A 20,505-nucleotide genomic window follows, 5' to 3' on the forward strand; every position below is an offset into this window, starting at 1 on the left:
ATTGTTAGTTGCTGCTTGCTGATTCTTGTTTAGTAACTTTCTATTAACAACAATCAACGTTGAGCAATCAACGGTTAAGTTATTTTTTATAGAAAGGCGGCTTCACCACCTGTGCTTTCATGTCTTTGTTGCGCACGCGTATATAAATCTCGGTGCCGGGCTTGCTCCATGCAGTGTTTATATATCCCAGGCCAACGCCTTTGCCCAGCGAGGGAGCCATGGTGCCGGAAGTCACTTCGCCCACTTTTTCGCCGGCGGCGTCCACGATGTCGTAATGCGCGCGCGGGATGGCTTTCTCCAGCATCTCAAAGCCGATAAGTCTGCGCTGCACACCGGCTTCTTTCTGGGCCTTCAGGTTGGCGGCATTGGTGAAATCCTTGTTGAACTTCGTGATCCAGCCCAGGCCAGCCTCCAGCGGGGAGGTGGTGTCGTTGATGTCGTTGCCGTAGAGGCAGAAGCCCATCTCAAGGCGCAGTGTATCGCGCGCGCCCAGCCCGATGGGCTTGATGCCATAGGGCCTGCCCGACTCCATGATGGCGTCGAACACCGCTTTCGCATCCTTGTTCTTTATATATAGCTCAAAGCCGCCGGAGCCGGTATAGCCCGTCGCGGATATAATCACGTCCTCCACACCGGCAAAGGTGTCCTGCTCAAAGGTATAATAATCCATGCCGAACAGGTCGACGGACGTGAGCGGCTGCAGTGCTTCGGCAGCCTTTGGCCCCTGCACCGCAAACAACGACACCTCGTCCGAGATATTCTCTACCTCTACCCCGTTGGTGTTAAACCTGTTCACCCACTCCCAGTCTTTTTCGATGTTGGAGGCATTCACCACCAGCATATACTCCTCCTCGCTGAAACGGTACACCAGCAGGTCGTCCACGATGCCGCCCTGCTCGTTGGGAAAACAGGAGTACTGTACCTTGCCGTCCGTCAGCTTGGCGGCATCGTTGGAGGTGATGCGCTGAATCAGGTCGAGGGCGCCGGGGCCGCGCAGCATGAACTCACCCATATGCGACACGTCGAACACGCCCACCGCGTTGCGCACGGTCATATGCTCCTCAATGTCAGACGAATATCGCACGGGCATGTTATAGCCGGCAAAAGGAACCATTTTAGCCCCTAACGCCTCGTGTACGTCATTCAACGCGATTTTTTTCAGTTCCATATATTGCCTCCGGTCCTTGCTGAGTGTGCGGCAAAAATAAGCAAAATTCATCCGCATCCGAAATTTATCTCCTGCCCCGGCCCGTATAGCCATATATAGGCAGGGCAGAGCCCTGGGCCTTTTAAGAACTTCCGAAAACAGTTGTACCTTTGCCAGTTGCAGCCTTGCCCTCGCAGGCCTGCTTTCGTAAAGGATAAGCGCCCTTAGATGAAACTTTCTGTTAAGCTTTTTGCAGGCTTCCTGCTGATATCCCTCCTGTTCACGGCCGTGGCCATTGTCAACTTCCAGCTTTCTGAAGATGTGATAGACAACACCGTCTGGGTGTCGCGGTCCCAGATTGTGGTACGGAACACCGCTTCGCTGCAGCGGAACATCATCGATATGGAAACCGGCCTGCGCGGCTTCCTGCTGAACGGGAACGAGGCGTTTCTGCTGCCCTATGTGCAGGCGAAAGAGCAATTGCCGAGCCTCTTCGCGGAAACGAGGACGTTCGTCTCCGGCTCAGTTGAGCAAACCGAGAAGTTAAACGACATCGTACGGCTGCAGCAGCGCTTCGAGAACAGGTATGCAGAGCCGCTCATCGCCCTGAAGCGTACGGATACGCTGGGTGCGCCCGCTTTCGGCTCGAGCCAGCAGTTGGACAGCCTGGTGCTGGGCGAGAAAATTCTCGTGGATTCCATCCGGGCCGCCTTCCGCGACTTTAATGCCTACGAGTACAAGGTGCGGGAAGAACGGCGGGAGCGCCTGGGGCAAAGCATCAACACCACCCGCAACGTATCCACGGCCCTGACGCTGCTGTCGGTGATTCTGGGGCTTTGGTGGGCCTACTACATCACGCGCCTCATCACCAGGCGCATCATGAAAATGGTGAACCTGGCAGAGGAGATATCCAGGGGCGACTACAAAACCAAGATTGTCGACACCTCGCGCGACGAGCTCAGCCAGCTTTCCAACTCCCTCAACCGCATGTCGGCCACCATTGACGAGACGTTCAGCGAACTCGACCGCAAGAATGTGGAGCTTGACCAGTTCGCCTATGTGGTGTCGCATGACCTGAAGGCGCCTTTGCGGGGCATTGAGGTCGCCTCGCGCTGGGTAGAGGAGGATATGGGCACCCAGCTGCCGCCCAAGGTGCAGGAATACCTGATGATGATGCGCATACGCGTACACCGCATGGAGAACCTGATCAACGGGATACTTGCCCTGGCCCGCATTGGCCGCACCAGCCAGATAGCCGAGGACGTGGACGTGAACGTTCTGCTGAGCGAGGTAGCAGACATGCTCACACCGCCAGACGGGTTCATGATAGAGGTGCAGGAAAACCTGCCGGTACTGCACACCTTCCGGATACAGTTGCAGCAGGTGTTCAGCAACTTGATCAGCAATGCCATTAAGTACCACGACAAGCGCGAGGGACTGGTCCGGGTCCGGTACCACGAAACGGACCGGTTCCATGTCTTTTCGGTGTCCGACGACGGGCCTGGCATTGATCCGGCGTACCACGACCGCATTTTCGTGATATTCCAGACGCTGCAGGAGCGCGACGCGGTGGAGAGCACCGGCGTGGGCCTGACCATCGTAAAGAAGATCGTGGAGTGGCAGGGCGGCACTATCGGGGTGACATCACAGCCCGGCCAGGGAGCCACTTTTACCTTCACCTGGCCAAAAGACGCGGAAGTAGTGGGATAATTTCATACTTTTGCCTTAATTGTACCAGAAGTATTCGGAACCCATGACTGACCAAGCTGTAAGTATCCTTTTAGTAGAAGATGACTACCTGGATATTATGAATGTGGAGCGGGAGCTGAGCAAGATAAACCTCACCCGCCCCCTGCACGTGGCCCGCAACGGCCGCGAGGCCCTGAACATGCTGCGCGGCAGCGAAGGTTCCGCCAAGATCACGCCTGCTCCCAGCCTTATCCTGCTGGATATCAACATGCCCAAAATGAACGGGCTGGAGTTTCTGGCGGAATTGCGACGCGAGCCGGAGTTCAGCCATATACCGGTTTTCATCATGACCACCTCTAACGAGGAGACAGACCGCCTTGCCGCGCAGCGCCTGCACGTGACGGGTTATATCGTGAAGCCGCTCACCTTCGACAGCTTCGAGAAAAGCCACTCCTCCCTCGACAGCTTCAGCCTCTTCCTCGACCTGATCAAACTCAAGTAGGCGCCTACGCAGCCAGGCCTCTATACTTCTACAAAACATCCTGCTTCGGCAGCAGCGTGAAAGACTGCCGGTGGTGCGTTGTGGCGCCATAGCGGGCAATGCCGTCGCGGTGCCGCCGGGTCGGGTATCCGGCGTTCTGCTCCCAGCCATAATGCGGATGAGCTGCTGCCAGCCGGCACATCAGGTCGTCGCGGTAGGTTTTGGCCAGCACCGACGCCGCCGCAATAGACAGGTACCTGCCGTCGCCTTTCACCATGCAGCTGTGCGGCACCTGCCTGTAGGGCTTGAAGCGGTTGCCGTCCACCAGCAGGTAAGCGGGCTCCTGCCCCAGCTTCTCCAATGCCCGGTGCATCGCCATATAGGTCGCGTTCAAGATATTGGCTTCGTCTATCTCGGCAGGCGAGGCCGCTCCGACGGCCCATGCCACGGCATCTTTCTCAATGTCCAGCCGCATCAGTTCCCGCTGCTTTTTGCTCAGCGTTTTGGAGTCGTTGAGGAAGGCGTGTGTGTAGTTGAAAGGCAGGATAACCGCCGCGGCCACCACCGGCCCGGCCAGGCAGCCCCGGCCCACCTCGTCTACCCCGGCCTCTAAGGCATGCCCGCTGTGGTTGGAAAGTAGCATAGGGTGTTTGTTGTTTTGATTTTTAGTAAACTTAAATCTATATATAGCCTGGGCTTGATGTCCTGACTGCTCAAATATATGGAGCGGGTATCAATGAAGCATATATAACCCAAGCTCTAAACTTCCCATTTGATGATGCTATCTGCCTTTGGCTATTGTCCATCCCTGCGGCCTTAATGCTTATGAGTTCTATAGCTGGGTGTGGCGCTCTCAGGCCGAGAGGCCTCGTTTTCCCTTGAAGCGCTGCTGGGGGTAGGGGCCCTCTATTTCGTTTCCTGCCAGGGGTTGGGGCCCCTTGTCAAGACGGCTGCCACTAACGTGGCACCGGAAACTCTCGAGGCGCCTCAAGGAAAAACTGGAAGAGCTTTCACTTCGTGCAGACGAAATGTAGCTGTCCTTATAAGTATGGAGACAGAATCAGTTTATTTTGTCATCCTGGAAGGATTTTGTAGGCGAGCCGCATAAGCCTAACCTCCGGAGATAGGGGCCCTCTTCTACTACCAAGTTTCTTCCAGAATAACAGTTTTTTTATACTCTATGCTGTTCTGTCCCCATACTCATATGACCAAACATATAGCAATAGACAAGCTGTGGTGATTATATATAGCAACTACGCCTGTATCAGGAAAGCCTTGATGTACTCGTCCAGGTCGCCGTCCAGCACGTTCTGCACGTCGGTGCGCTCCACGCCCGTGCGGATGTCTTTCACGAGTTTGTAGGGATGCAGCACGTAATTGCGGATCTGGGAGCCGAAGTCGATGCGCTTTTTGGTACTCTCGATGCGGTCGCGCTCCTCGTTGCGCTTCTCAATCTCTATCTGGTAAAGCCGGGAACGGAGCATGCGCAGGGCGTGCTCCTTGTTCATGAGCTGCGAGCGCTCTATCTGGCACTCGATCACGATGCCGGTGGGCTTGTGCTTCAGGCGCACCGCCGTCTCCACCTTGTTCACGTTCTGGCCACCGGCGCCTCCCGACCGGAAGGTGTCCCATTCTATATCGGCGGGATTCACCTCAATGTTGATGGTGTCGTCCACCACGGGGTAAGCGAACACGGAGGCAAAAGAGGTGTGGCGGCGGCCGCCGGAGTCGAAGGGTGAGATGCGCACCAGCCGGTGTACGCCTATCTCCGATTTCATATAGCCATAGGCAAAGTCGCCCGTGATCTCGAGGGTGGCGGATTTGATACCGGCGCCGTCGCCGGGGTGATAACTGATTTGTTTCACGCCAAACTTGTGCGACTCGGCCCACATGATGTACATGCGCATCAGCATCTCGGCCCAGTCCTGGCTTTCGGTGCCGCCTGCGCCGGGGTTTATCTCCACGATGGCGCTGAGCTGGTCTTCCTCGCCGCTGAGCATGCGCTTGAACTCCAGCCCCTCCACGGCGTTGGCCGCTTTCCCATATTCCTGCTTGATATCCTCCTCCGACACATCCCCTTCCCTGTAAAAGTCGAACAGCACCTCGAAGTCGGAGACGGCTTTCTCCACCTGCTCGTAATGGTCTGTCCACACCTTCACCGACTTGATTTCCTTCAGCACCTTCTCGGCTTCCTTCGGGTCGTCCCAAAAGTCAGGGGCAGTGGTCTGCTTTTCTGTCTCTGCTATCTGTTCTTTGCGGGCATCGTAGTCAAAGATACCTCCTCAGGGCCTCAACGCGGCCCTTTAACTCCTTCAACTGTTCAGTTGTCATGGATTTCTAATGGTTATATATGATTTATTCAATACAGAACTACCGTCTGATGGGTGCTGATTGTTGTTTGTTAATTGTGATATAGCTACAGGGTTGAATGGCTGGTTTACAGGTTGTTAGCATATACCCATATATACTCGCTGTAAACCAACAATCAATTACTAGCAATCAACTATTATCAATCAGCAATCAACACCGCTTTTATATATGGGCTACAGGCTGATTTTCTGTACCCAGTTATGGGTATCCGGAACCTGCCCGGTTCTGATTTTATCCAGCGCAGCACCTATGCTGTTGGAAATTTTGCGTGTTTCCACCGGAGGCAGTTCGTAGTCCTGGCCGTTGTGGTGGATCAGGGCGATCTGGGAGATGATGGCCGCCGTTCCGGTGCCGAAGGCCTCTGTGAGTTTGCCAGCCTGCTGCGCCGCGATCACCTCGTCTACAGCTACTTTACGCTCTTCTACCTTATAGCCCAGGTCTCTGGCCACTGTCAGCACGCTGTCGCGGGTGACGCCGTGGAGGATGCTCGTGCTCAGGCTCGGGGTCACCAGCACATCGTCTATCACAAACATCACGTTCATGGTGCCGGACTCCTCCACGTACTTGTGCTCTTTGGCGTCTGTCCATATAAGCTGGTCGTAGCCTTTCTCCTGCATCTTGCGGGAGGGCAGCAGGGACGCCGCGTAGTTGCCAGCCGCTTTAGCGTAACCCGCGCCGCCTTCTGCGGAGCGCACGTATTGCTGCTCCACCGCTACTTTCACCGGCTTGTCGTAGTACTTGCCCACCGGGCAGGTGATGATCAGAAAACGGTACGTCAGGGATGGCCTAACACCGATAAAGTTATCGGTGGCGAACATCAGCGGGCGGATGTAAAGTGAGCTGCCTTCTTTGGTCGGCACCCAGCCGGCATCCACGCGCAGCAGTTGCTCCAGCCCCTGCATAAAAAGCTCTTCCGGCAACTCCGGCATACACAGGCGCTCGGCCGACTTGTTGAGGCGCTGCAGGTTTGCCTGTGGCCTGAAAAGGAGGAGATCCCCGTGTTCATCTTTATATGCTTTCATCCCCTCAAAAATGGCCTGCCCGTAATGCAGGGAGGAGGTGGCCGGGCTCAGCGCCATGTCGCCGTAAGGCAGCACCTGCGGGTTCTGCCAGGCACCGCCTTTGTAATCGACCACAAACATATGGTCCGAAAAGGTTTTCCCGAACTGAAGGTTATCGAAATCCACCTCCGAAATGCGCGACTTCGCCACGCGCTGGGTTGGTATTGTTAAGGTATCAACTGACATAGTTTTTAGTTTTGTTCTTGTGGATGTATCAGATACGCGGCTTCCAGGTTACTTCCTCCGCGCCGAGCTCCTGTGTCATTTTACGGCAAAGCGCGAAGAGATAGTCAGAAAGTCTGTTCAGATATTTTATGATCAGCTCCGCTACGGGAGCATGTTCCTGTAAATGAATGGCCAGGCGCTCGGCCCGGCGGCACACGCAGCGCGCTACGTGGCAGAACGAAACGGAGGGGTGCCCGCCCGGCAGCACAAAGGCACGCAGGGGCGGCACATTGGCCGTCATGCTGTCAATCTCCTGCTCCAGCAAGGCTATATCCTCCTCGTGCAGGTCCGGGGTTTTCATTTTAGACTTGGCCGGATCGGTGGCCAGCAGCGCCCCGATGGTAAAAAGCCTGTCCTGGACTTCTTTCAAAACGCCTGCCCGTACCTGGTTCACCTCCTGGTCACGCACCAGGCCTATATAGGAGTTCAGCTCATCGATGGTGCCGTAGGCCTCGATGCGCAAATCGGATTTGGGAACGCGCGTGCCGCCGATAAGGGAGGTAGTGCCCTTGTCGCCGGTTTTGGTATATAGCTTCATTACTCGGGTGCTGTCTGTAGCCTGGCTGCGGTGGCAATGTCGGTGTTCATCGCGTCAGACTCGATCAGGCCGTCGCGCATCCTGACAATGCGGTGGGCATATTTGGCGATGTCCTCCTCGTGCGTGACCATGATGATGGTATTGCCCTTGGAGTGCAGGTCCTCGAACAGCTCCATGATCTCGTAGGAGGTCTTGGAGTCGAGGTTACCGGTCGGTTCGTCGGCCAGGATGATGCTGGGGTCGTTGATGAGGGCGCGGGCGATGGCCACGCGCTGCCGCTGCCCGCCCGACAGTTCGTTCGGCTTGTGCTTGCCCCGGGTGCCCAGGCCCACGCTCTCCAGCGCGCGCTGCGCCTTCTCCTCGCGGGCGCTTTTGCCGTAGCCGGCATATATAAGCGGCAGGGCCACGTTCTCCAGCGACGACTGGCGCGGCAGCAGGTTAAAAGTCTGGAACACGAAGCCGATCTCCTTGTTGCGCACTTCGGCCAACTCGTTGTCCGTCATGTTGCTCACATCCTGCCCGTTAAGTATATAGGTGCCGCCGGTGGGTGTGTCGAGGCAGCCGATGATGTTCATGAACGTAGACTTGCCCGAGCCGGAGGGCCCCATGAAAGCGACGTACTCGCCCCTTTCAATTTTGATGGACACCGATTTGAGGGCATGGATGGTCTCCGCCCCCATGCGGTATATCTTCGAGATGTCGTGCGTTTCGATGAGCGTGTTCATGCGGCTGATTTTTCATAGCTGCCAGTCTTCGGCGCGGGCCGCAATCTCCTGGCGTTTCTGGTCTAATTTCTCTATAAATGTACTGTATTCTGACGGAGGAAGCAAGTCGCGCAGGGTTTCCTGCGCCTGCTCTGCGTAACTAAACAGGCCCTGGTCTAAACTTTCCATGGCGTAGGCTTTCTGCAGCTCCGCCGCGTAGGGGTTGTACGTGATGCCGCTCAGCAGAATGTTATAGGCCCGCTGCCCCTCCGGCTTGTAGCTGTCGAAAAAGTTTGCCGCCGCCAGCACCGTTTCCTCATCGTAGAGCAGCATCTTCAGGGCCTGCTCGTAGCGCGCGGCGGCCTCCTCCTCCCGGCCTCTTGCCTCGGCAACGCGCGCCTTGAAGTACAGCGCCTGGCGCCTGTCACGGTCTGTCAGGTACAGCTTTTCCATCCTGTTGAGCAGCACGTCGTATTTTTTGGCGTTCAGCCACACCTTTAGCTCCAGCAGGTTCAGGGCCGACCGCAGTTCCCCTTCCGGCTGCAACTGAGGCCCCGTTTCTTTGATAGCCCTGTATGCGTAGTTCCAGCGGCGCTGCCCCACAAGATAGTGTACGCGCGCCACCAGGGCCTGGCGCTTCAGGTCCTTGTCCGTCACCGCCTGTACCAGTGCATTCACATCCGGCTCGCTCAGTTGCGGCAGGCGCGCCAGCAGATACTGCACCTTTTCCTTGTCCGGCACTTCGGTGGTGATGGTTTTCACGTCCTGCTGCAGCACCTCCGCCAGATCCTGCGCCACGGCAATGGCGGCCGCATTCTCAGTATATCCCACTTCTTCCAATGCCTGCACCGCCGCCTGGGGCTGGTGGGCCAGCGCCAGCGCGTAGCCGTGGTTCAGGTAGGCTTGGGTATAGCCATGGTCTTTCGCCTGCTTAAAGTAGGCCGCCGCCGCCCGGTAGTTCTGCTCCTCCAGCATCCACTGCCCCAGGGCATTGTAGTAGTAGCCGTTGTTCCGGTCCGACTGCAGGGCCAGGTTCTCCACCACGCGCCGCGCTTCTCTTGGCAAGCCGTTGTAGTGATGCACCAGTCCTTTCAGGTACAGCAGGTCCGCGTAAAAAAGCTGGTTGCCCGGAGACGCCAGATAGGCGTTGATGCCCTCCAGCCGGGTGGTGTCGCCTTTGTTGAGTTTGCTGAGCGTCTCGTTATAAAACAGCGTGAAATCCTCCACCGCCTGCAAGGAGTCCGGCATAAAGTTATCGTCGGTCTGCGGGTCCATGCCCAGCAGCTGGCGCAGCGCCGCCATGTTGCTGCGCAGCGTTTTGCTCTTCCCTTTGTGGCTTTCCTTCAGCACGGTTTTGGCTGGTTCCAGCATGGCCTGCCGCGTGTAGTAGGCCAGGCGGTTGCTGCGCACGAAATCCCCGTCGCCGCTATACCGTTGGGCCAGGTCGAAGTAATACTCGGTGCTGTCCTGCACGCTCGTCTGGGCGTACAGCAGGGCCAGGTTGTTGTAGATCTCGGCACTTTCCGGGAATTTCTCGGCTCCCTCCTGCAGCACGTAGAGCTTCTCGAAGAAGTATTGCTTCCCGTCGTATAGGTTGGCCAGGCGCACGTACAGTTTCGGGTTGGGGCGCTTGTCCAGGGCATCTTTCAGGCGCAGAATCTCGTTATTGCGCTCCTGCTCCTTCCGGTACTGTGCCGCCAGGCTGTAGTTTGCCTTCACGTTGTTCACGTCGTACACATCGCTCTCCTCGTAGAAGCGCTCCGCCAGTATGTCGTTGCCCGAAGCGGTATATAAGTCGCCGAGGTAGTTGTAGTAGCCTGCCTGCACATCGAAGTACGATCGGTACTGCGTGCGCATCACCAGAATGACGCAGGCGATGAGGCTCATCAGGGCAAACGAGAAAAGGGAGAAGCTCTTCGGCTCGTACACCACTTTATATACCGGCAGGCGCTGCGCTATCAGCCGCCCAAAGTTGATCATGATATATAAAAAGAAGCCCACGCCGAACGCCAGGTGCGTGTACACAATCATGTCGTGGTAAAACACCGTGAGCGGATCGTTGGCTGTGGCAAAGGCATAGCCGATGCTGAGGAAGGCGATGGTGGCGAACACGAGGTACAGCACGGCCCCCGTGGGGCGGAACTGGAACAGGTTCCTGTAATAGGCCTCCCGCTGCCGCATGCCCCAGAAACCGGCCACCGCCGACAGCAGCAGGATGAAGTAGGCATTGATATAGAACAGCTCCAGTTGCAGGTAGCCGATGTGGCGCAGGTAGAGCAGCAGCAGGTTGAGCAGGTACAGCAGGCTGATGAGGATGAACTGCCACATGCTGAAGCGGCGCTCCGGCGTTCTCGCCTGCGTGTTTATCCAGAGAAGGGCGTTCACGTTCTCGTAGGCCACCCACAGCATAAACAGCACGGTGGCCGCCAGCGTGCCGATGGAGCTGTAGTTGACAAGGTGCAGCGTCACCAGCCGGGCCGGGAACTGCGCCGCACTGTATACCAGCAGCCCCGTTACGGCCACCACCACCAGCATGGTCAGCAGGCGCAGCGAAAAGCCCACCTGCGGCCAGAAAGCCTGGAACGCGTAACTGCTGATGGCGAGCAGGGCAATGGCGATGAGCAGCAGCGTCTGGCTGGACCCGGTGCCGAAACCACCCAGCAGGTCGAAATTGAAGGTGGCCAGGAACAGCATGAGCAGGAGCACGCCCGCGAAGTACGGCAGCTGCCGCATGGTGCTGATGGCCGCCGCGTAAAAGGCGAGGCATATCGCCAGGATGCCCAGCAGCAGCGCGGCCGCCACGGTGTTGATAGTGGGCAGCGCCACGTCGTACTGCTCAAAAAGCAGGTACCCGTCGGCGGTGAGCGTGAAAGGCTCCAGCAGGCGCGTCACTTCGTTCACCGGCACCGGCACCACCTGCAGGTCCGTGATCTTGTCCCAGCCAAAGGCCAGGTTGTCGCCGGTAAAATAATGGTAGACGCCCAGCAGCAGGGCCATTACGCCCAGCGTAAGCAAAAAAAGATAGGGATACTTGATTGAAGTATCCCAGCCCCTCCAGAATTTAATTTTGTTCATATATGGCTTGCAGACTACTCCAGCACTTTCGGCACCCGGAAGTAATCAGAATCTTTTTTGGGCGCGTTCAGCAGCGCCTCCTCGTGTGTAACGGTGTTCTTCGCCACGTCTTCGCGCAGCACGTTCACCTCTTCCGACATGTGTATGAGTGGTTCCACGTGCGTCGTGTCCAGTTCGCTCAACTGGTCCATCCAGTTCAGGATCTTGTTCAGGTCCTGCAGCATCTCCTGCTCTTTCTCCTCGTTAAACTCAAGCCTGGCTAAGTGCGCCAATTTCTTTATAGTCTGAATATCCGTTGACATGCGTCTTGCTGTGTTTGGTTAGTTCTGTCTGAATAATGTTAAATACCCGCTCCTTCAGCTCCGGCAGGTTTTGCAGCGTCATGCCTTTCGTCTCGATCGGCTCGTGCACCACAATCTTGAGCGGGTGCCAGCGCACCTTCAGCTTGCCGTCCAGGTCGGGCAGGAAGTGCTGGTTGTAGGGCATGGTCACCGGCACCACCGGCACCTGCTTTTCTATCGCCAGTTTAAACGGCCCGTCCTTAAACTCCATCAGCTTTTCGCCAGCGGTTTTCGGAATCGTGCCCTCCGGGAAAATAGCCAGGCTGCGCCCCTGATCCAGCGTTCGCACCGACTTCAGATAGCTCCGGGCGCTGCTCACCGGGTTACGGCGGTCCACGGTTATATATAAGGTGCCGTACACCTTGCCCCAGAGCGGCACCTTCGCCAGCGAGCTCTTGCCCACAAAGTTAAGGAATCCGGGGATGGCGTGCAGCATCATCGGGATATCGAGGTAGGAGCTGTGGTTGGCCGTGAAGATATAGCGCTGCTTTGGATCAATTTTCATGCGCCACTCCACCGTAAGCGGCGCCAGGAACATGCGCAGAAACACCGTGGACCAGCCCCGGTTGATGTTGTGCACCCGGTGCCACCACTTCTCCTTCCGGATAAGGAAAGCCTGAAACGGGTACGTGACCACGAACGGCAGCACAAACCAGGTGCAGCACCAGGTGGTGTATATACGGTGTGCTATATACTTGACGGCTTTCATTTATCCAAAAGTAAGCATTCTCCCGAATTGTACAAATCCAGAGGAGGTTGGCGCAGCAGCCCTTTCCCATAACGCCGTGGCGGGCCAGCGTGGTATATAGGATCAGTCCTGCTGCTGCTGCAGCAACAGCGCCGCTTTCAGGAGGCCAGCCACGCTGATGGCGTCGGTGATTTTGTTGGACATGGCCATCTCCACCGCCTCCGTAAACTTTACCCGCCTGATGTGCAGTTCCTCTGTTTCCTCAAAAGCAGTTTCGCCGGCGGTTAGTTCCTGCGCCAGGAAAACAAAGCCTTCTTCGTCGGTCACGGAGTTGGAGGTGTGCAGCCGCGCGATGTTTGTCCATCTGGCGGCGGTGAAGCCTGTCTCCTCTTTCAGCTCCCGCTTCGCCGACTCCAGCAGGTCGTTTTCGATGAGCCCTCCACCCATGGGTATCTCCCAGCTATACTCGTTGAGCGGGTAGCGGTACTGGCCCACCAGGTAGGTATAGCCCTCGTCGTCGATGGGGATGATGCCGATGGCCTTGTTTTTCATGCTCACCACACCGTAGATGCCCTCGCCGCCTTTGGGGTTCAGCACCTGGTCTTCGCGCACGCTGATCCAGGGGTTCTGGTATATATGGCTGGTGGAAAGGGTGGTCCAGGGGTTGTGGTTCTCGTCGATCATCGTCCTATATGCTTTTGCTGCAAAGATAGGATTATTGTGGATTGGAGGCGGAGGATCGTCCAAGGAAACTCACTCCTGCACCAGGCGCTCTTTCTCCACAAAATCTATTCCGTGTTGCTTCAGTTCTTCCAGCACCGGTTCGTACAGTTCCGGGTATAGGGGAATGAGGACGCCGCTTCGCTTGATTTTGCCCTGCAGCAGCAGCTTTGTCAGGATACCAACGGGCAGCCCCACTGTTTTCGCCATGGCTGTATGGACCTCGTCATCGCCTGTTGCCACCAAGGTAGAGGAGGCTTCCCGCTTCTCGCCGCCGATTTCATATTCGAACAGGTGTTGCATCACAATCATATCCCTGTCGCCGGGTGCCAGCGCCCATTTCTCTTTCAGTAGCTTCTCCAGCACCTGCGCCGGGGTGGCCGCTGCCAACGCAACAGGCGTATCTTCAAACAGCCCCAGCCATGCCAGTTTCTCCATCACCTCCCCGTCGGCAGGCAGGTTTATATATAAACTGATGCGCTCCGCAACGCTTTGCTTCGCGTCAGTGGACGGTGGCAGAAAGGCCTCTACAAAACTGCGGTACGTCATGCGCTCAGCGCCTTCCAGCGTATAGCTGTCGTCAGTGAGGCCCAGTTGCACCAGCGCGTCCCAGGCGGCACAGTAGCCGGGGCGGCGCAGGGTGCCGCGCAGCATCGTCGGGATGCCGCGCAGGCCATATAGCTCGCGGTAGCTCAGCGAGTCGCGGTTAGCGTAGCCTTCAAAGTCTCCATATCCTTCTACATATATCGCCTCGGTCCGCCTGAACAGCTGGTGGTAGGGGATGTATTTGTACGAGCCGTTTTTGATATACTTCGCCGTGCCCTGCCCGGCCAGTACCACGTTGCGCGGGTTCCAGGTAAATTTATAGCGCCACGGGTTCGTGTCTGACTCCGGGGCCACCAGCCCGCCGGTATAGGACTTGAAGGAAGTGAGTCTGCCGCCCGCTGCCTGGATGCGCTGTATCACCGCCATCGCCGACATGTGGTCGATGCCCGGGTCCAGGCCGGACTCCATCAGAAAAATAAGGTTCTGCTCCTCCGCCGCTGCGTGCAATTCCTTTAAAGCGGGCGTCGCGTAGCTGGCCGTTATCAGATGTTTGCCCTGCTTCAGGCACTCCCGCGCCACCACGATATGAAACGCTGCCGGCAGCATCGAAAGCACCAGGTCCGCTTGGCCCACTTCCTCTGAAAGTTGCCGCCCGTTCTGCACATCAAACGCCATGATGTCCACACAGGGGATGGCCTCCGTGAGCGGCTGCAGGTGCGCGACGGAAATATCGCCTATCCGGATGGTCCAGTTTTCCGCAGGGGCGTTATCACACAGGTACTTGATGAGCGAGGAGACGGAGCGGCCGGCGCCAAGCAGCAGAATTCTTTTCATAGCACAGGGATATGGTGCGGTTATAATTTAAGAAATCCCGCCTGCAAGGCAAACACCATATATGGCATTGTTGAATAATTGGCTTAAATTGAAAACCCTTTGCCGCTTTTAGGGCTTAGGAATTCAGATATGGCCACTACCCTAGATATAAACATACGCGTGGATGTGCTGGAGCCAGCCGAGCTGACCGAGCAGGAGCGCCGGGCGATGCAACTGGCCCGGGAGGCCGCCAACGACGCCTACGCCCCGTACTCGAATTTCCTGGTGGGGGCCGCGCTGCTGCTCGAAGACGGCAGTCTGTTTAAGGGCAGCAATCAGGAGAATGCGGCCTATCCGTCCGGGCTTTGCGCCGAGCGCACCGCGCTGTTTGCTGTGAGCGCCCACCACCCGAACAAAAAGATAAAGCTGCTCGCCGTGACCGCCCGCCGCAGAAGCGAAAGCAACTTTATCCCGGCCATGCCCTGCGGGGCCTGCCGCCAGGTAATGGGCGAGTACGAGCACAAACAGCAGGAGAACATGCCTGTGCTGCTACAAGCGCCGGATGGAAAGTTCTACCGCTTCCGCAGCGTAGCCGACCTGCTTCCCTTCCAGTTCACAAAGGATAGCCTGTAGGAAAGCCAATTTTGAATGAGTGAATGAGTGAATGAGTGAATGAGTGAATGAGTGAATGAGTGAATGAGTGGATGAGTGGATGAGGATAATTAGATGTGTTAGCAATGACGGCGCTCCACCTTTCCGGCGAAACACTCGAAGGACCTTCGGACACTGCAAGGTTTAGGAAGTGCCTTGGCATGCATATTTTCACATCACCTCATTTCCAAATCTTCAAATTCACTCATCCACTCATCCACTCATTCACTCATTCACTCATTCACTCATTCAAAATTACCGTTCCCACATGCCTTCCATCACCACCTCCAGCAGGTGCTGATCCGGGTCGCGGAAGTAGAATGAGCGGAAGCCGCCGCCCCAGTCAAACTCCTGCTCTATCTTGATTCCGGCACGCTTCACCTTCTCCTTCCACGGCTCGTACTGCGCTTTCTCGACTTCAAAAGCGAGGTGCAGCTGGCCCGTACCGAAATGCGGCGGGAGCGTGGTGCTCTGTTTAGATGCTTCGGCGATAAAACAAAGCAGCACCGAGGCGCCCGCCCGGAAGAAGACATGCCGGTCCTTCACCTCCCCTATCACTTCAAACCCCAGTTTGCCGTGGTAAAACGCCTTGCTCTTTTCCAGGCTGGTGATATATAAACAGGTCTCCTTTATCTTCCTGATGTCCATTATGCGTCTTTTGTACCGGCAGCAGCCATACGCCCGCCATTAATATTTATCGCCTATATAGCTAACGTCGGGCGGGCGCTTCCCGTTAAGTACATTACCTGAATCCAATCCAATATAAATGAAGCTTATGCTGAAAATTGCGGCCGTGCTTGTGGCTGTCGCGGGCCTGCTGTTCTACTTTATGCGGGATATGGCGGCAACCCCGCCCGCCCTAACGCCCGGCGCCCTGGAGAAACTAGCAAAACTGCCCAATGCCGTGGAAGAGAGCTCGGGGCTGGTGGCGCTGCCGCAAAAAGGCCAGTACCTGACCCACAACGACGCCGGCAACAGACCTTACCTCTACAAAATAAACGAAGCAGGCGAGTTGGTGGGGACGATCAAGCTGAACCTGAAGAACGTGGATTGGGAAGACCTGGCGCAGGACGATGAGGGATACGTCTATATAGCCGAGACCGGAAACAACAACAACAACCGCCGCGAGCTGGCTATATATAAGCTAAAGCCCGAGAGCCCGCAGCAGGTACAGACCATCCGCTTCACCTACGAAGACCAGAAGCAGTACCCGCCCGCAAAAAAAGACCGCAATTTCGATGTGGAGGCCATCTTCTACAGCAACGGCAGTATTTACCTCATATCGAAGGACAGGGGCCTGCAGGCTACGGCCAAGGTATATAAAGTGCCCGCCAAAGCAGGAAAGTATACCGCCAAACTCATCGGCAGCCACCCTCTTAAGGCAGAGGTCACGGGTGCCGACATCAGCCCCGGCGAAGACAAAGTGGCGCTGCTGAGCGAGGGCAAAATCCACCTTTTCACCGGCTTCGACTCTCCCGAAACCTTCTACGACGGCACCTACAACGAACTGCGGCTGAAAGACGCCGGCCAGACAGAGGGCATTGCGTTTGAGGATGAGGCAACGCTGGTGATCACGAGCGAAGGCGGCAATTTGTATCGTTATCGTTTGTAAGATTCACTGCCTATATATAAAACAGAAGCGGCACCTCCTGTATATATGAGAGGTGCCGCTTTCGTCATAATATCAATACAATATATACGATCTACGCTTTCGAGTCGCTTAGCCTGCCGCCGGGTGCTGCAGGCGCCGGGTGCCGCCACACCCTGAACAGAATGATCAAACCGATCAGGATAAGCGGGATGCTCAGGATCTGTCCCATGTTCAGGGCCAGTTGGTCTTCAAACGCCTCCTGGTTTTCTTTCAGGAACTCTATCAAAAAGCGGAAGGTGAACAGGAAGGTCACAAACAGCCCGAACAGGAGCCCGCGCGGCAAAGCGGACTTGTATTTCTTCCAGAGCCAGTACAGCACCACGAACAACAGGAACACGCTCAGCGACTCATACAGCTGGGTGGGGTGGCGGGGCACATGCGAGAACTCGTTGCTTCTGTAGAAGATGAAGCCCCAGGGCAGGTCCGTCGGGTGGCCGAAAATCTCTGAGTTCATCAGGTTACCCAACCGTATCAAAGCGCCTCCCAGGGCCACCACAATCACGATGCGGTCCAGCACCCACATATAATCAAACTTGTAGCGGCGGCTGAAGAGCCACAGCGCAAGCAGGATGCCGATGGTGGCCCCGTGGCTGGCCAGCCCCCCCTCCCATATCTGCAGAATTTCGATTGGGTTGCTGAGATAGTACACCGGATCGTAAAAGAGCACGTGGCCCAGGCGCGCGCCCACCACCGTACCGATAATCATATATAAAGTGATGACGTCCACATCGCCTTCTGTGCGGCCTTCGGCCACGTATATTTTTGTGAGGATGCGCTGCCCGATGACGAAGCCAAGGGCGAACAGCAGGCCGTACCAGCGGATGCTTAAGGGGCCAATACTGAAAATCTCCGGATCAACATTCCAGGGAATATAATGGAATAGGCTCATAAGGGTTATATGTTCGTACCAAAGTTACGATAAATCAGGTACGGAAAAAACCAGGCGCTCCGGGTAATGCCGGAGCGCCTGGTTATATAGGGTTCGGTTTACTGTTGAATCCTAGAAAGCTCTTCCCTGAACCCGCCGTTCAGAATCGGGAAGCGGAGCCAGCTGCGCGGGTCGATGTTGTAGTCGTCGAGGTGGAAGGACGGGGCCAGCCGCTCGCGCTTCCACTGGTTGCGCGACCACAGCGTGTAAAACTTCGTGACCCATGCCTGCAACAGATTCGGCGAGGCCACCTGCTGCTCCAGCAGGATGTTATATACCTCGTGCGGCGCAAAGCGGTCGTGGAAGGCCAGGCGCTCTATCTGGTTCAGCACCTCGTAGGGCATCAGGTCTTTTTCGTCGGTCTGCGCTTCATCCGATGGGCGCAACTCCGCGCTGGGCTGCAGCTTGTTCACGTACTGCAGGCCCTCGTAACCCAGTTCCAGTTGCACCCATACCAGCAGTTGCCGGATAAAGGCCTTGTCGATGCCTGCGATGGGCGATATGCCGCCAGCCGTGTCGCCGTCCATGGTGGTATAGCCCACAGAGCCTTCGCTGCGGTTGGAGGTGGCCATCAGCAGCGCGTTGTTGATGTTGGCCAGCATCCAGATGCCGGGCGCCCGCACCCGCGCCTGTATATTCTGCAGCGTCAGGTCGTCCCGCTCCCAGGTGAGCGGCCGCTCCAGCACATCCTCTATCTTGGCCACATAGCCTCGCACCTCTTCGTCAATGGTCCAGTCGTAAAACTTCGCCCCGATGGAATCAGCGAGGCCTTTGGCCGAGTTGTAGGTGTCGCCGGAGGAGTTGACCGTGCCCTGGTAGGCGCAGGTCAGCAGCCTGCCCACCAGTTCTTTCTGCAGCCTGTCCGCAGGCAGCGTATCGAAGTAGGCGACATCCTTCAGCGGGAACATCTGTGTTTTGGCCACGAACAGCACCGCACCCAGGCTCTCAATGCCACGCCGCACCATCTCGGCCACGGCAACCGCGCACAGCGAGGAATCCGCCCCGCCGCTCAGCGACAGCACAAAGCCCCGGCTGCGGCTCTTGCGCATATAGTCGAACAGCGCCAGGCTCAGGGCTGCCATCACCTCTTTGTTCTCGTCTATCGGCGGCAGGTACTCGATAACGTCCTCCAGCTTCGGATTATCGGAGAAGCAGACTTCGGCGCACTCCATGTCCACATCCTTAAAGCAGAGCAGCTCGTTGCGCCGGATGAGCTTGCCGTTCTGGGCAATCAGCACCTCGCCGTCATATATCATGCGGCCCGCCTCGTTGCCCAGCAGGTTGGCGTACATATAGGCGCACTGGTACTTTTTGGAAGCCTCCACCACGAGCCGGTGCCGCACGTCTGTCTTGCTGAGGGCGAAGTGGCTGGCGCTCGGGTTCAGGATGAGTTGCACGCCCTTCGGCATATGGCGCTCTGCCGGGCGGTTGGGCCGCCAGGCATCCTCGCATATCTCAAAGGCGTACTTCACCCCCTGCTCCTCATATATGATATCGCCGATGCGGTAGGTCTGGCCCAGCATTTGGAACTCCTGCACCACCTCCGCGGGCCAGGGCGTGAACCAGCGCGGCTCGTAATGCACCCCGTCGTTGGCCAGAAACTGCTTCGCTGTAAAGCCGATGATTTCCTTGTTCTTGATAACGCAGGCGGTGTTATATACCTTGCGGTCGAGGAAAACAGGCAGCCCGACGGCCACGGTGATGTTGTCGCACCACTCTTTTATCTCCAGCAGCTTCCCGAAAGCCACCTCCGAGAGCCAGGGGCTCAGGAACATGTCTTCGCAGCCATAGCCGGTAATGCAGAGCTCGGGCAACAGCAGCAGGTGCGTTTTGTTGGCGATGGCCTCCGTGATAGCGTCTTTTATATGCTGCAGGTTCCCGTCCCAATCCATCGGTGTCTGGTTCAGGGCGGCTGCGGCCAGCATCAGTCTTGTTTCTTCCATGGGCTGTTTAACGCAACATTCAGAGGCAAGTTAAGCGCGGGTGCGCCAATTTTGAATAACTGAATTACTGAATTTTGAATGCCAAGAGAATTTGATATGGAATGAATGTCTGGGAATGAAGTAGCGGAATCAGAAAGTGCCACATGGAGCCTCCTCATTCAATTATTCAAAAGTCAGTTATTCAAAATTGAGTTCAGCTGATGTTCAGCGCGGCGAGGCCTTTTTCGGCGGCGGACTGGTCGGCTTTTTTCTTGGACAGGCCCTCGCCCACGGCGATGGGTTTGTTATCGATATATACTTCGGAGGTGAATTCGGTGGTGTTGCCCTGCTGCTTGCGCTTCACAATATCAAAGCGGATGTCCTTGTTCTGGCTTTGCGCCCACTCTATCAGTTTGCTTTTGAAGTTGGCGGTGGTGGTAACCAGGCCGTGCAGGTCTACGTGGGGCTTCAGCAGCTTGCCCAGGATGAAGCGGCGGGTATGGTCGTAGCCTTTGTCGAGGTAGATGGCCCCCACCAGCGCTTCCAGCGCATTGCCGTTCACTGATTTGTGGCGGGTGCCGTGGTTGGTGGTGTCCACTTTCACCAGCAGGTTCAGGCCTATTTTTACGGCAATATGGTTCAGCGACTCCCGGTTCACGATGCGCGACCTGATCTCGGTGAGGAAACCCTCGTCCTCGTAGGGGAATTTCTTAAAAAGATGCTCGGCCACCACGGCGCCCAGCACAGCGTCGCCCAGAAACTCCAGGCGCTCGTTTGTCTCATGCTTTCCCGCTGCCGTCTGGCGGGCGAAGGAAGTGTGCGTGAGGGCCAGTTTGTACAGGCGCAGGTTATCCGGCGTGCTGCCGGTAACGCCGGCAATACCGCGCACCAGCGCCCTGTCTTTGTTAAACAGCCTGCGGTAGGCGCGCCGAACCGGTTTTATAGGCCCAAACAC

The 20,505-nt window shown here is 56.6% G+C and carries 19 protein-coding genes; 4 read left to right on the forward strand and 15 right to left on the reverse strand.

The features are described from left to right. Window positions 1–79: 79 nt before the first annotated feature. On the reverse strand, window positions 80–1,168 hold the full coding sequence (gene gcvT, locus GSQ62_RS06780) for a glycine cleavage system aminomethyltransferase GcvT (RefSeq protein ID WP_161888807.1): 1,089 nt from the start codon (window positions 1,166–1,168) through the stop codon (window positions 80–82). 207 nt (window positions 1,169–1,375) lie between these two features. Between gcvT and GSQ62_RS06785 the strand changes: the two genes are divergently transcribed. Together GSQ62_RS06785 and GSQ62_RS06790 are read left to right on the forward strand one after the other, a co-directional pair. After that, window positions 1,376–2,857, forward strand: a complete 1,482-nt coding sequence (locus GSQ62_RS06785; RefSeq protein WP_161888808.1) for a sensor histidine kinase — start codon at window positions 1,376–1,378, stop codon at window positions 2,855–2,857. A 43-nt stretch (window positions 2,858–2,900) separates the two neighbouring features. Beyond that, the gene (locus GSQ62_RS06790; protein WP_161888809.1) at window positions 2,901–3,338 is read left to right on the forward strand and encodes a response regulator; all 438 of its coding nucleotides are present in this window, start codon (window positions 2,901–2,903) and stop codon (window positions 3,336–3,338) included. A gap of 28 nt (window positions 3,339–3,366) precedes the next feature. On the opposite strand, the gene GSQ62_RS06795 is transcribed toward GSQ62_RS06790, so the two are convergent. From GSQ62_RS06795 to GSQ62_RS06840, 10 genes are all read right to left on the reverse strand, one after another. Next, on the reverse strand, window positions 3,367–3,960 hold the full coding sequence (locus GSQ62_RS06795; RefSeq protein WP_161888810.1) for a ribonuclease HII: 594 nt from the start codon (window positions 3,958–3,960) through the stop codon (window positions 3,367–3,369). Between the two features lie 610 nt (window positions 3,961–4,570). Then, window positions 4,571–5,648, reverse strand: a protein-coding gene (gene prfB / locus GSQ62_RS06800) for a peptide chain release factor 2 (protein ID WP_161888811.1) whose coding sequence is annotated in 2 segments (ribosomal slippage) — window positions 4,571–5,587 and window positions 5,589–5,648 — 1,077 coding nt in all. Because the reading frame shifts where the segments join, the coding sequence is not laid out codon by codon here. Between the two features lie 212 nt (window positions 5,649–5,860). Next, window positions 5,861–6,934 (reverse strand): branched-chain amino acid aminotransferase, encoded by a 1,074-nt coding sequence (locus tag GSQ62_RS06805; RefSeq protein WP_161888812.1) that lies wholly within the window; start codon window positions 6,932–6,934, stop codon window positions 5,861–5,863. A gap of 28 nt (window positions 6,935–6,962) precedes the next feature. Then, entirely contained in the window at window positions 6,963–7,511 is a 549-nt protein-coding gene (locus GSQ62_RS06810) for a cob(I)yrinic acid a,c-diamide adenosyltransferase (RefSeq protein ID WP_161888813.1), read from the reverse strand. Next, complete coding sequence (locus GSQ62_RS06815; RefSeq protein ID WP_161888814.1) at window positions 7,511–8,236, reverse strand: ABC transporter ATP-binding protein; 726 nt, start codon at window positions 8,234–8,236, stop codon at window positions 7,511–7,513. Before GSQ62_RS06815 ends, GSQ62_RS06810 begins: the two co-directional genes overlap by 1 nt. A gap of 12 nt (window positions 8,237–8,248) precedes the next feature. Further along, a complete protein-coding gene (locus tag GSQ62_RS06820; protein ID WP_161888815.1) occupies window positions 8,249–11,290 on the reverse strand; it encodes a tetratricopeptide repeat protein in 3,042 nt (1,013 codons plus the stop codon). Window positions 11,291–11,304: 14 nt separating this feature from the next. Beyond that, window positions 11,305–11,592 (reverse strand): Asp-tRNA(Asn)/Glu-tRNA(Gln) amidotransferase subunit GatC, encoded by a 288-nt coding sequence (gatC, locus tag GSQ62_RS06825; RefSeq protein ID WP_161888816.1) that lies wholly within the window; start codon window positions 11,590–11,592, stop codon window positions 11,305–11,307. Then, the gene (locus GSQ62_RS06830) at window positions 11,540–12,340 is read right to left on the reverse strand and encodes a lysophospholipid acyltransferase family protein (protein ID WP_237587043.1); all 801 of its coding nucleotides are present in this window, start codon (window positions 12,338–12,340) and stop codon (window positions 11,540–11,542) included. Before GSQ62_RS06830 ends, gatC begins: the two co-directional genes overlap by 53 nt. A 102-nt stretch (window positions 12,341–12,442) precedes the next feature. Then, window positions 12,443–13,003 (reverse strand): NUDIX domain-containing protein, encoded by a 561-nt coding sequence (locus tag GSQ62_RS06835; protein WP_161888817.1) that lies wholly within the window; start codon window positions 13,001–13,003, stop codon window positions 12,443–12,445. 69 nt (window positions 13,004–13,072) lie between these two features. Next, on the reverse strand, window positions 13,073–14,419 hold the full coding sequence (locus tag GSQ62_RS06840) for a saccharopine dehydrogenase C-terminal domain-containing protein (protein WP_161888818.1): 1,347 nt from the start codon (window positions 14,417–14,419) through the stop codon (window positions 13,073–13,075). Window positions 14,420–14,548: 129 nt separating this feature from the next. On the opposite strand from GSQ62_RS06840, the gene cdd reads away from it, so the two are divergent. After that, entirely contained in the window at window positions 14,549–15,031 is a 483-nt protein-coding gene (cdd, locus tag GSQ62_RS06845; RefSeq protein WP_161888819.1) for a cytidine deaminase, read from the forward strand. 273 nt (window positions 15,032–15,304) lie between these two features. Here the strand turns inward: cdd and GSQ62_RS06850 are convergent, their stop codons facing one another. Next, window positions 15,305–15,697, reverse strand: coding sequence for a VOC family protein (locus GSQ62_RS06850; RefSeq protein WP_161888820.1), 393 nt, complete (start codon window positions 15,695–15,697; stop codon window positions 15,305–15,307). A 127-nt stretch (window positions 15,698–15,824) separates the two neighbouring features. On the opposite strand from GSQ62_RS06850, the gene GSQ62_RS06855 reads away from it, so the two are divergent. Next, window positions 15,825–16,661, forward strand: coding sequence for a hypothetical protein (locus GSQ62_RS06855; RefSeq protein ID WP_237587044.1), 837 nt, complete (start codon window positions 15,825–15,827; stop codon window positions 16,659–16,661). 91 nt (window positions 16,662–16,752) lie between these two features. Here GSQ62_RS06855 and lgt read toward each other — a convergent pair whose 3' ends face one another. The 3 genes from lgt to rnc all read right to left on the reverse strand — a co-directional run bounded on the left by lgt (window position 16,753) and on the right by rnc (window position 20,505). Next, window positions 16,753–17,589 carry a prolipoprotein diacylglyceryl transferase gene (gene lgt, locus GSQ62_RS06860; RefSeq protein ID WP_161888822.1) on the reverse strand — a complete coding sequence of 279 codons (837 nt, stop codon included), beginning with the start codon at window positions 17,587–17,589 and terminating at the stop codon, window positions 16,753–16,755. Between the two features lie 98 nt (window positions 17,590–17,687). Next, window positions 17,688–19,571: an NAD(+) synthase gene (nadE, locus tag GSQ62_RS06865; RefSeq protein ID WP_237587045.1), complete on the reverse strand. Its 1,884-nt coding sequence runs from the start codon at window positions 19,569–19,571 to the stop codon at window positions 17,688–17,690. 193 nt (window positions 19,572–19,764) lie between these two features. Continuing rightward, entirely contained in the window at window positions 19,765–20,505 is a 741-nt protein-coding gene (rnc, locus tag GSQ62_RS06870) for a ribonuclease III (protein ID WP_161888823.1), read from the reverse strand.

Origin of the sequence: Pontibacter russatus (assembly GCF_009931655.1) — a bacterium.
Lineage (GTDB): Bacteria > Bacteroidota > Bacteroidia > Cytophagales > Hymenobacteraceae > Pontibacter > Pontibacter russatus.

Excerpts from the sequence above, each read along its gene's own strand:
- gcvT (WP_161888807.1), bottom strand. The coding sequence starts at position 1,168 with ATGGAACTGAAAAAAATCGCGTTGAATGACGTACACGAGGCGTTAGGG.
- GSQ62_RS06785 (WP_161888808.1), top strand. The coding sequence starts at position 1,376 with ATGAAACTTTCTGTTAAGCTTTTTGCAGGCTTCCTGCTGATATCCCTC.
- GSQ62_RS06790 (WP_161888809.1), top strand. The coding sequence starts at position 2,901 with ATGACTGACCAAGCTGTAAGTATCCTTTTAGTAGAAGATGACTACCTG.
- GSQ62_RS06795 (WP_161888810.1), bottom strand. The coding sequence starts at position 3,960 with ATGCTACTTTCCAACCACAGCGGGCATGCCTTAGAGGCCGGGGTAGAC.
- GSQ62_RS06805 (WP_161888812.1), bottom strand. The coding sequence starts at position 6,934 with ATGTCAGTTGATACCTTAACAATACCAACCCAGCGCGTGGCGAAGTCG.
- GSQ62_RS06810 (WP_161888813.1), bottom strand. The coding sequence starts at position 7,511 with ATGAAGCTATATACCAAAACCGGCGACAAGGGCACTACCTCCCTTATC.
- GSQ62_RS06815 (WP_161888814.1), bottom strand. The coding sequence starts at position 8,236 with ATGAACACGCTCATCGAAACGCACGACATCTCGAAGATATACCGCATG.
- GSQ62_RS06820 (WP_161888815.1), bottom strand. The coding sequence starts at position 11,290 with ATGAACAAAATTAAATTCTGGAGGGGCTGGGATACTTCAATCAAGTAT.
- gatC (WP_161888816.1), bottom strand. The coding sequence starts at position 11,592 with ATGTCAACGGATATTCAGACTATAAAGAAATTGGCGCACTTAGCCAGG.
- GSQ62_RS06830 (WP_237587043.1), bottom strand. The coding sequence starts at position 12,340 with ATGAAAGCCGTCAAGTATATAGCACACCGTATATACACCACCTGGTGC.
- GSQ62_RS06835 (WP_161888817.1), bottom strand. The coding sequence starts at position 13,003 with ATGATCGACGAGAACCACAACCCCTGGACCACCCTTTCCACCAGCCAT.
- GSQ62_RS06840 (WP_161888818.1), bottom strand. The coding sequence starts at position 14,419 with ATGAAAAGAATTCTGCTGCTTGGCGCCGGCCGCTCCGTCTCCTCGCTC.
- cdd (WP_161888819.1), top strand. The coding sequence starts at position 14,549 with ATGGCCACTACCCTAGATATAAACATACGCGTGGATGTGCTGGAGCCA.
- GSQ62_RS06850 (WP_161888820.1), bottom strand. The coding sequence starts at position 15,697 with ATGGACATCAGGAAGATAAAGGAGACCTGTTTATATATCACCAGCCTG.
- GSQ62_RS06855 (WP_237587044.1), top strand. The coding sequence starts at position 15,825 with ATGCTGAAAATTGCGGCCGTGCTTGTGGCTGTCGCGGGCCTGCTGTTC.
- lgt (WP_161888822.1), bottom strand. The coding sequence starts at position 17,589 with ATGAGCCTATTCCATTATATTCCCTGGAATGTTGATCCGGAGATTTTC.
- nadE (WP_237587045.1), bottom strand. The coding sequence starts at position 19,571 with ATGGAAGAAACAAGACTGATGCTGGCCGCAGCCGCCCTGAACCAGACA.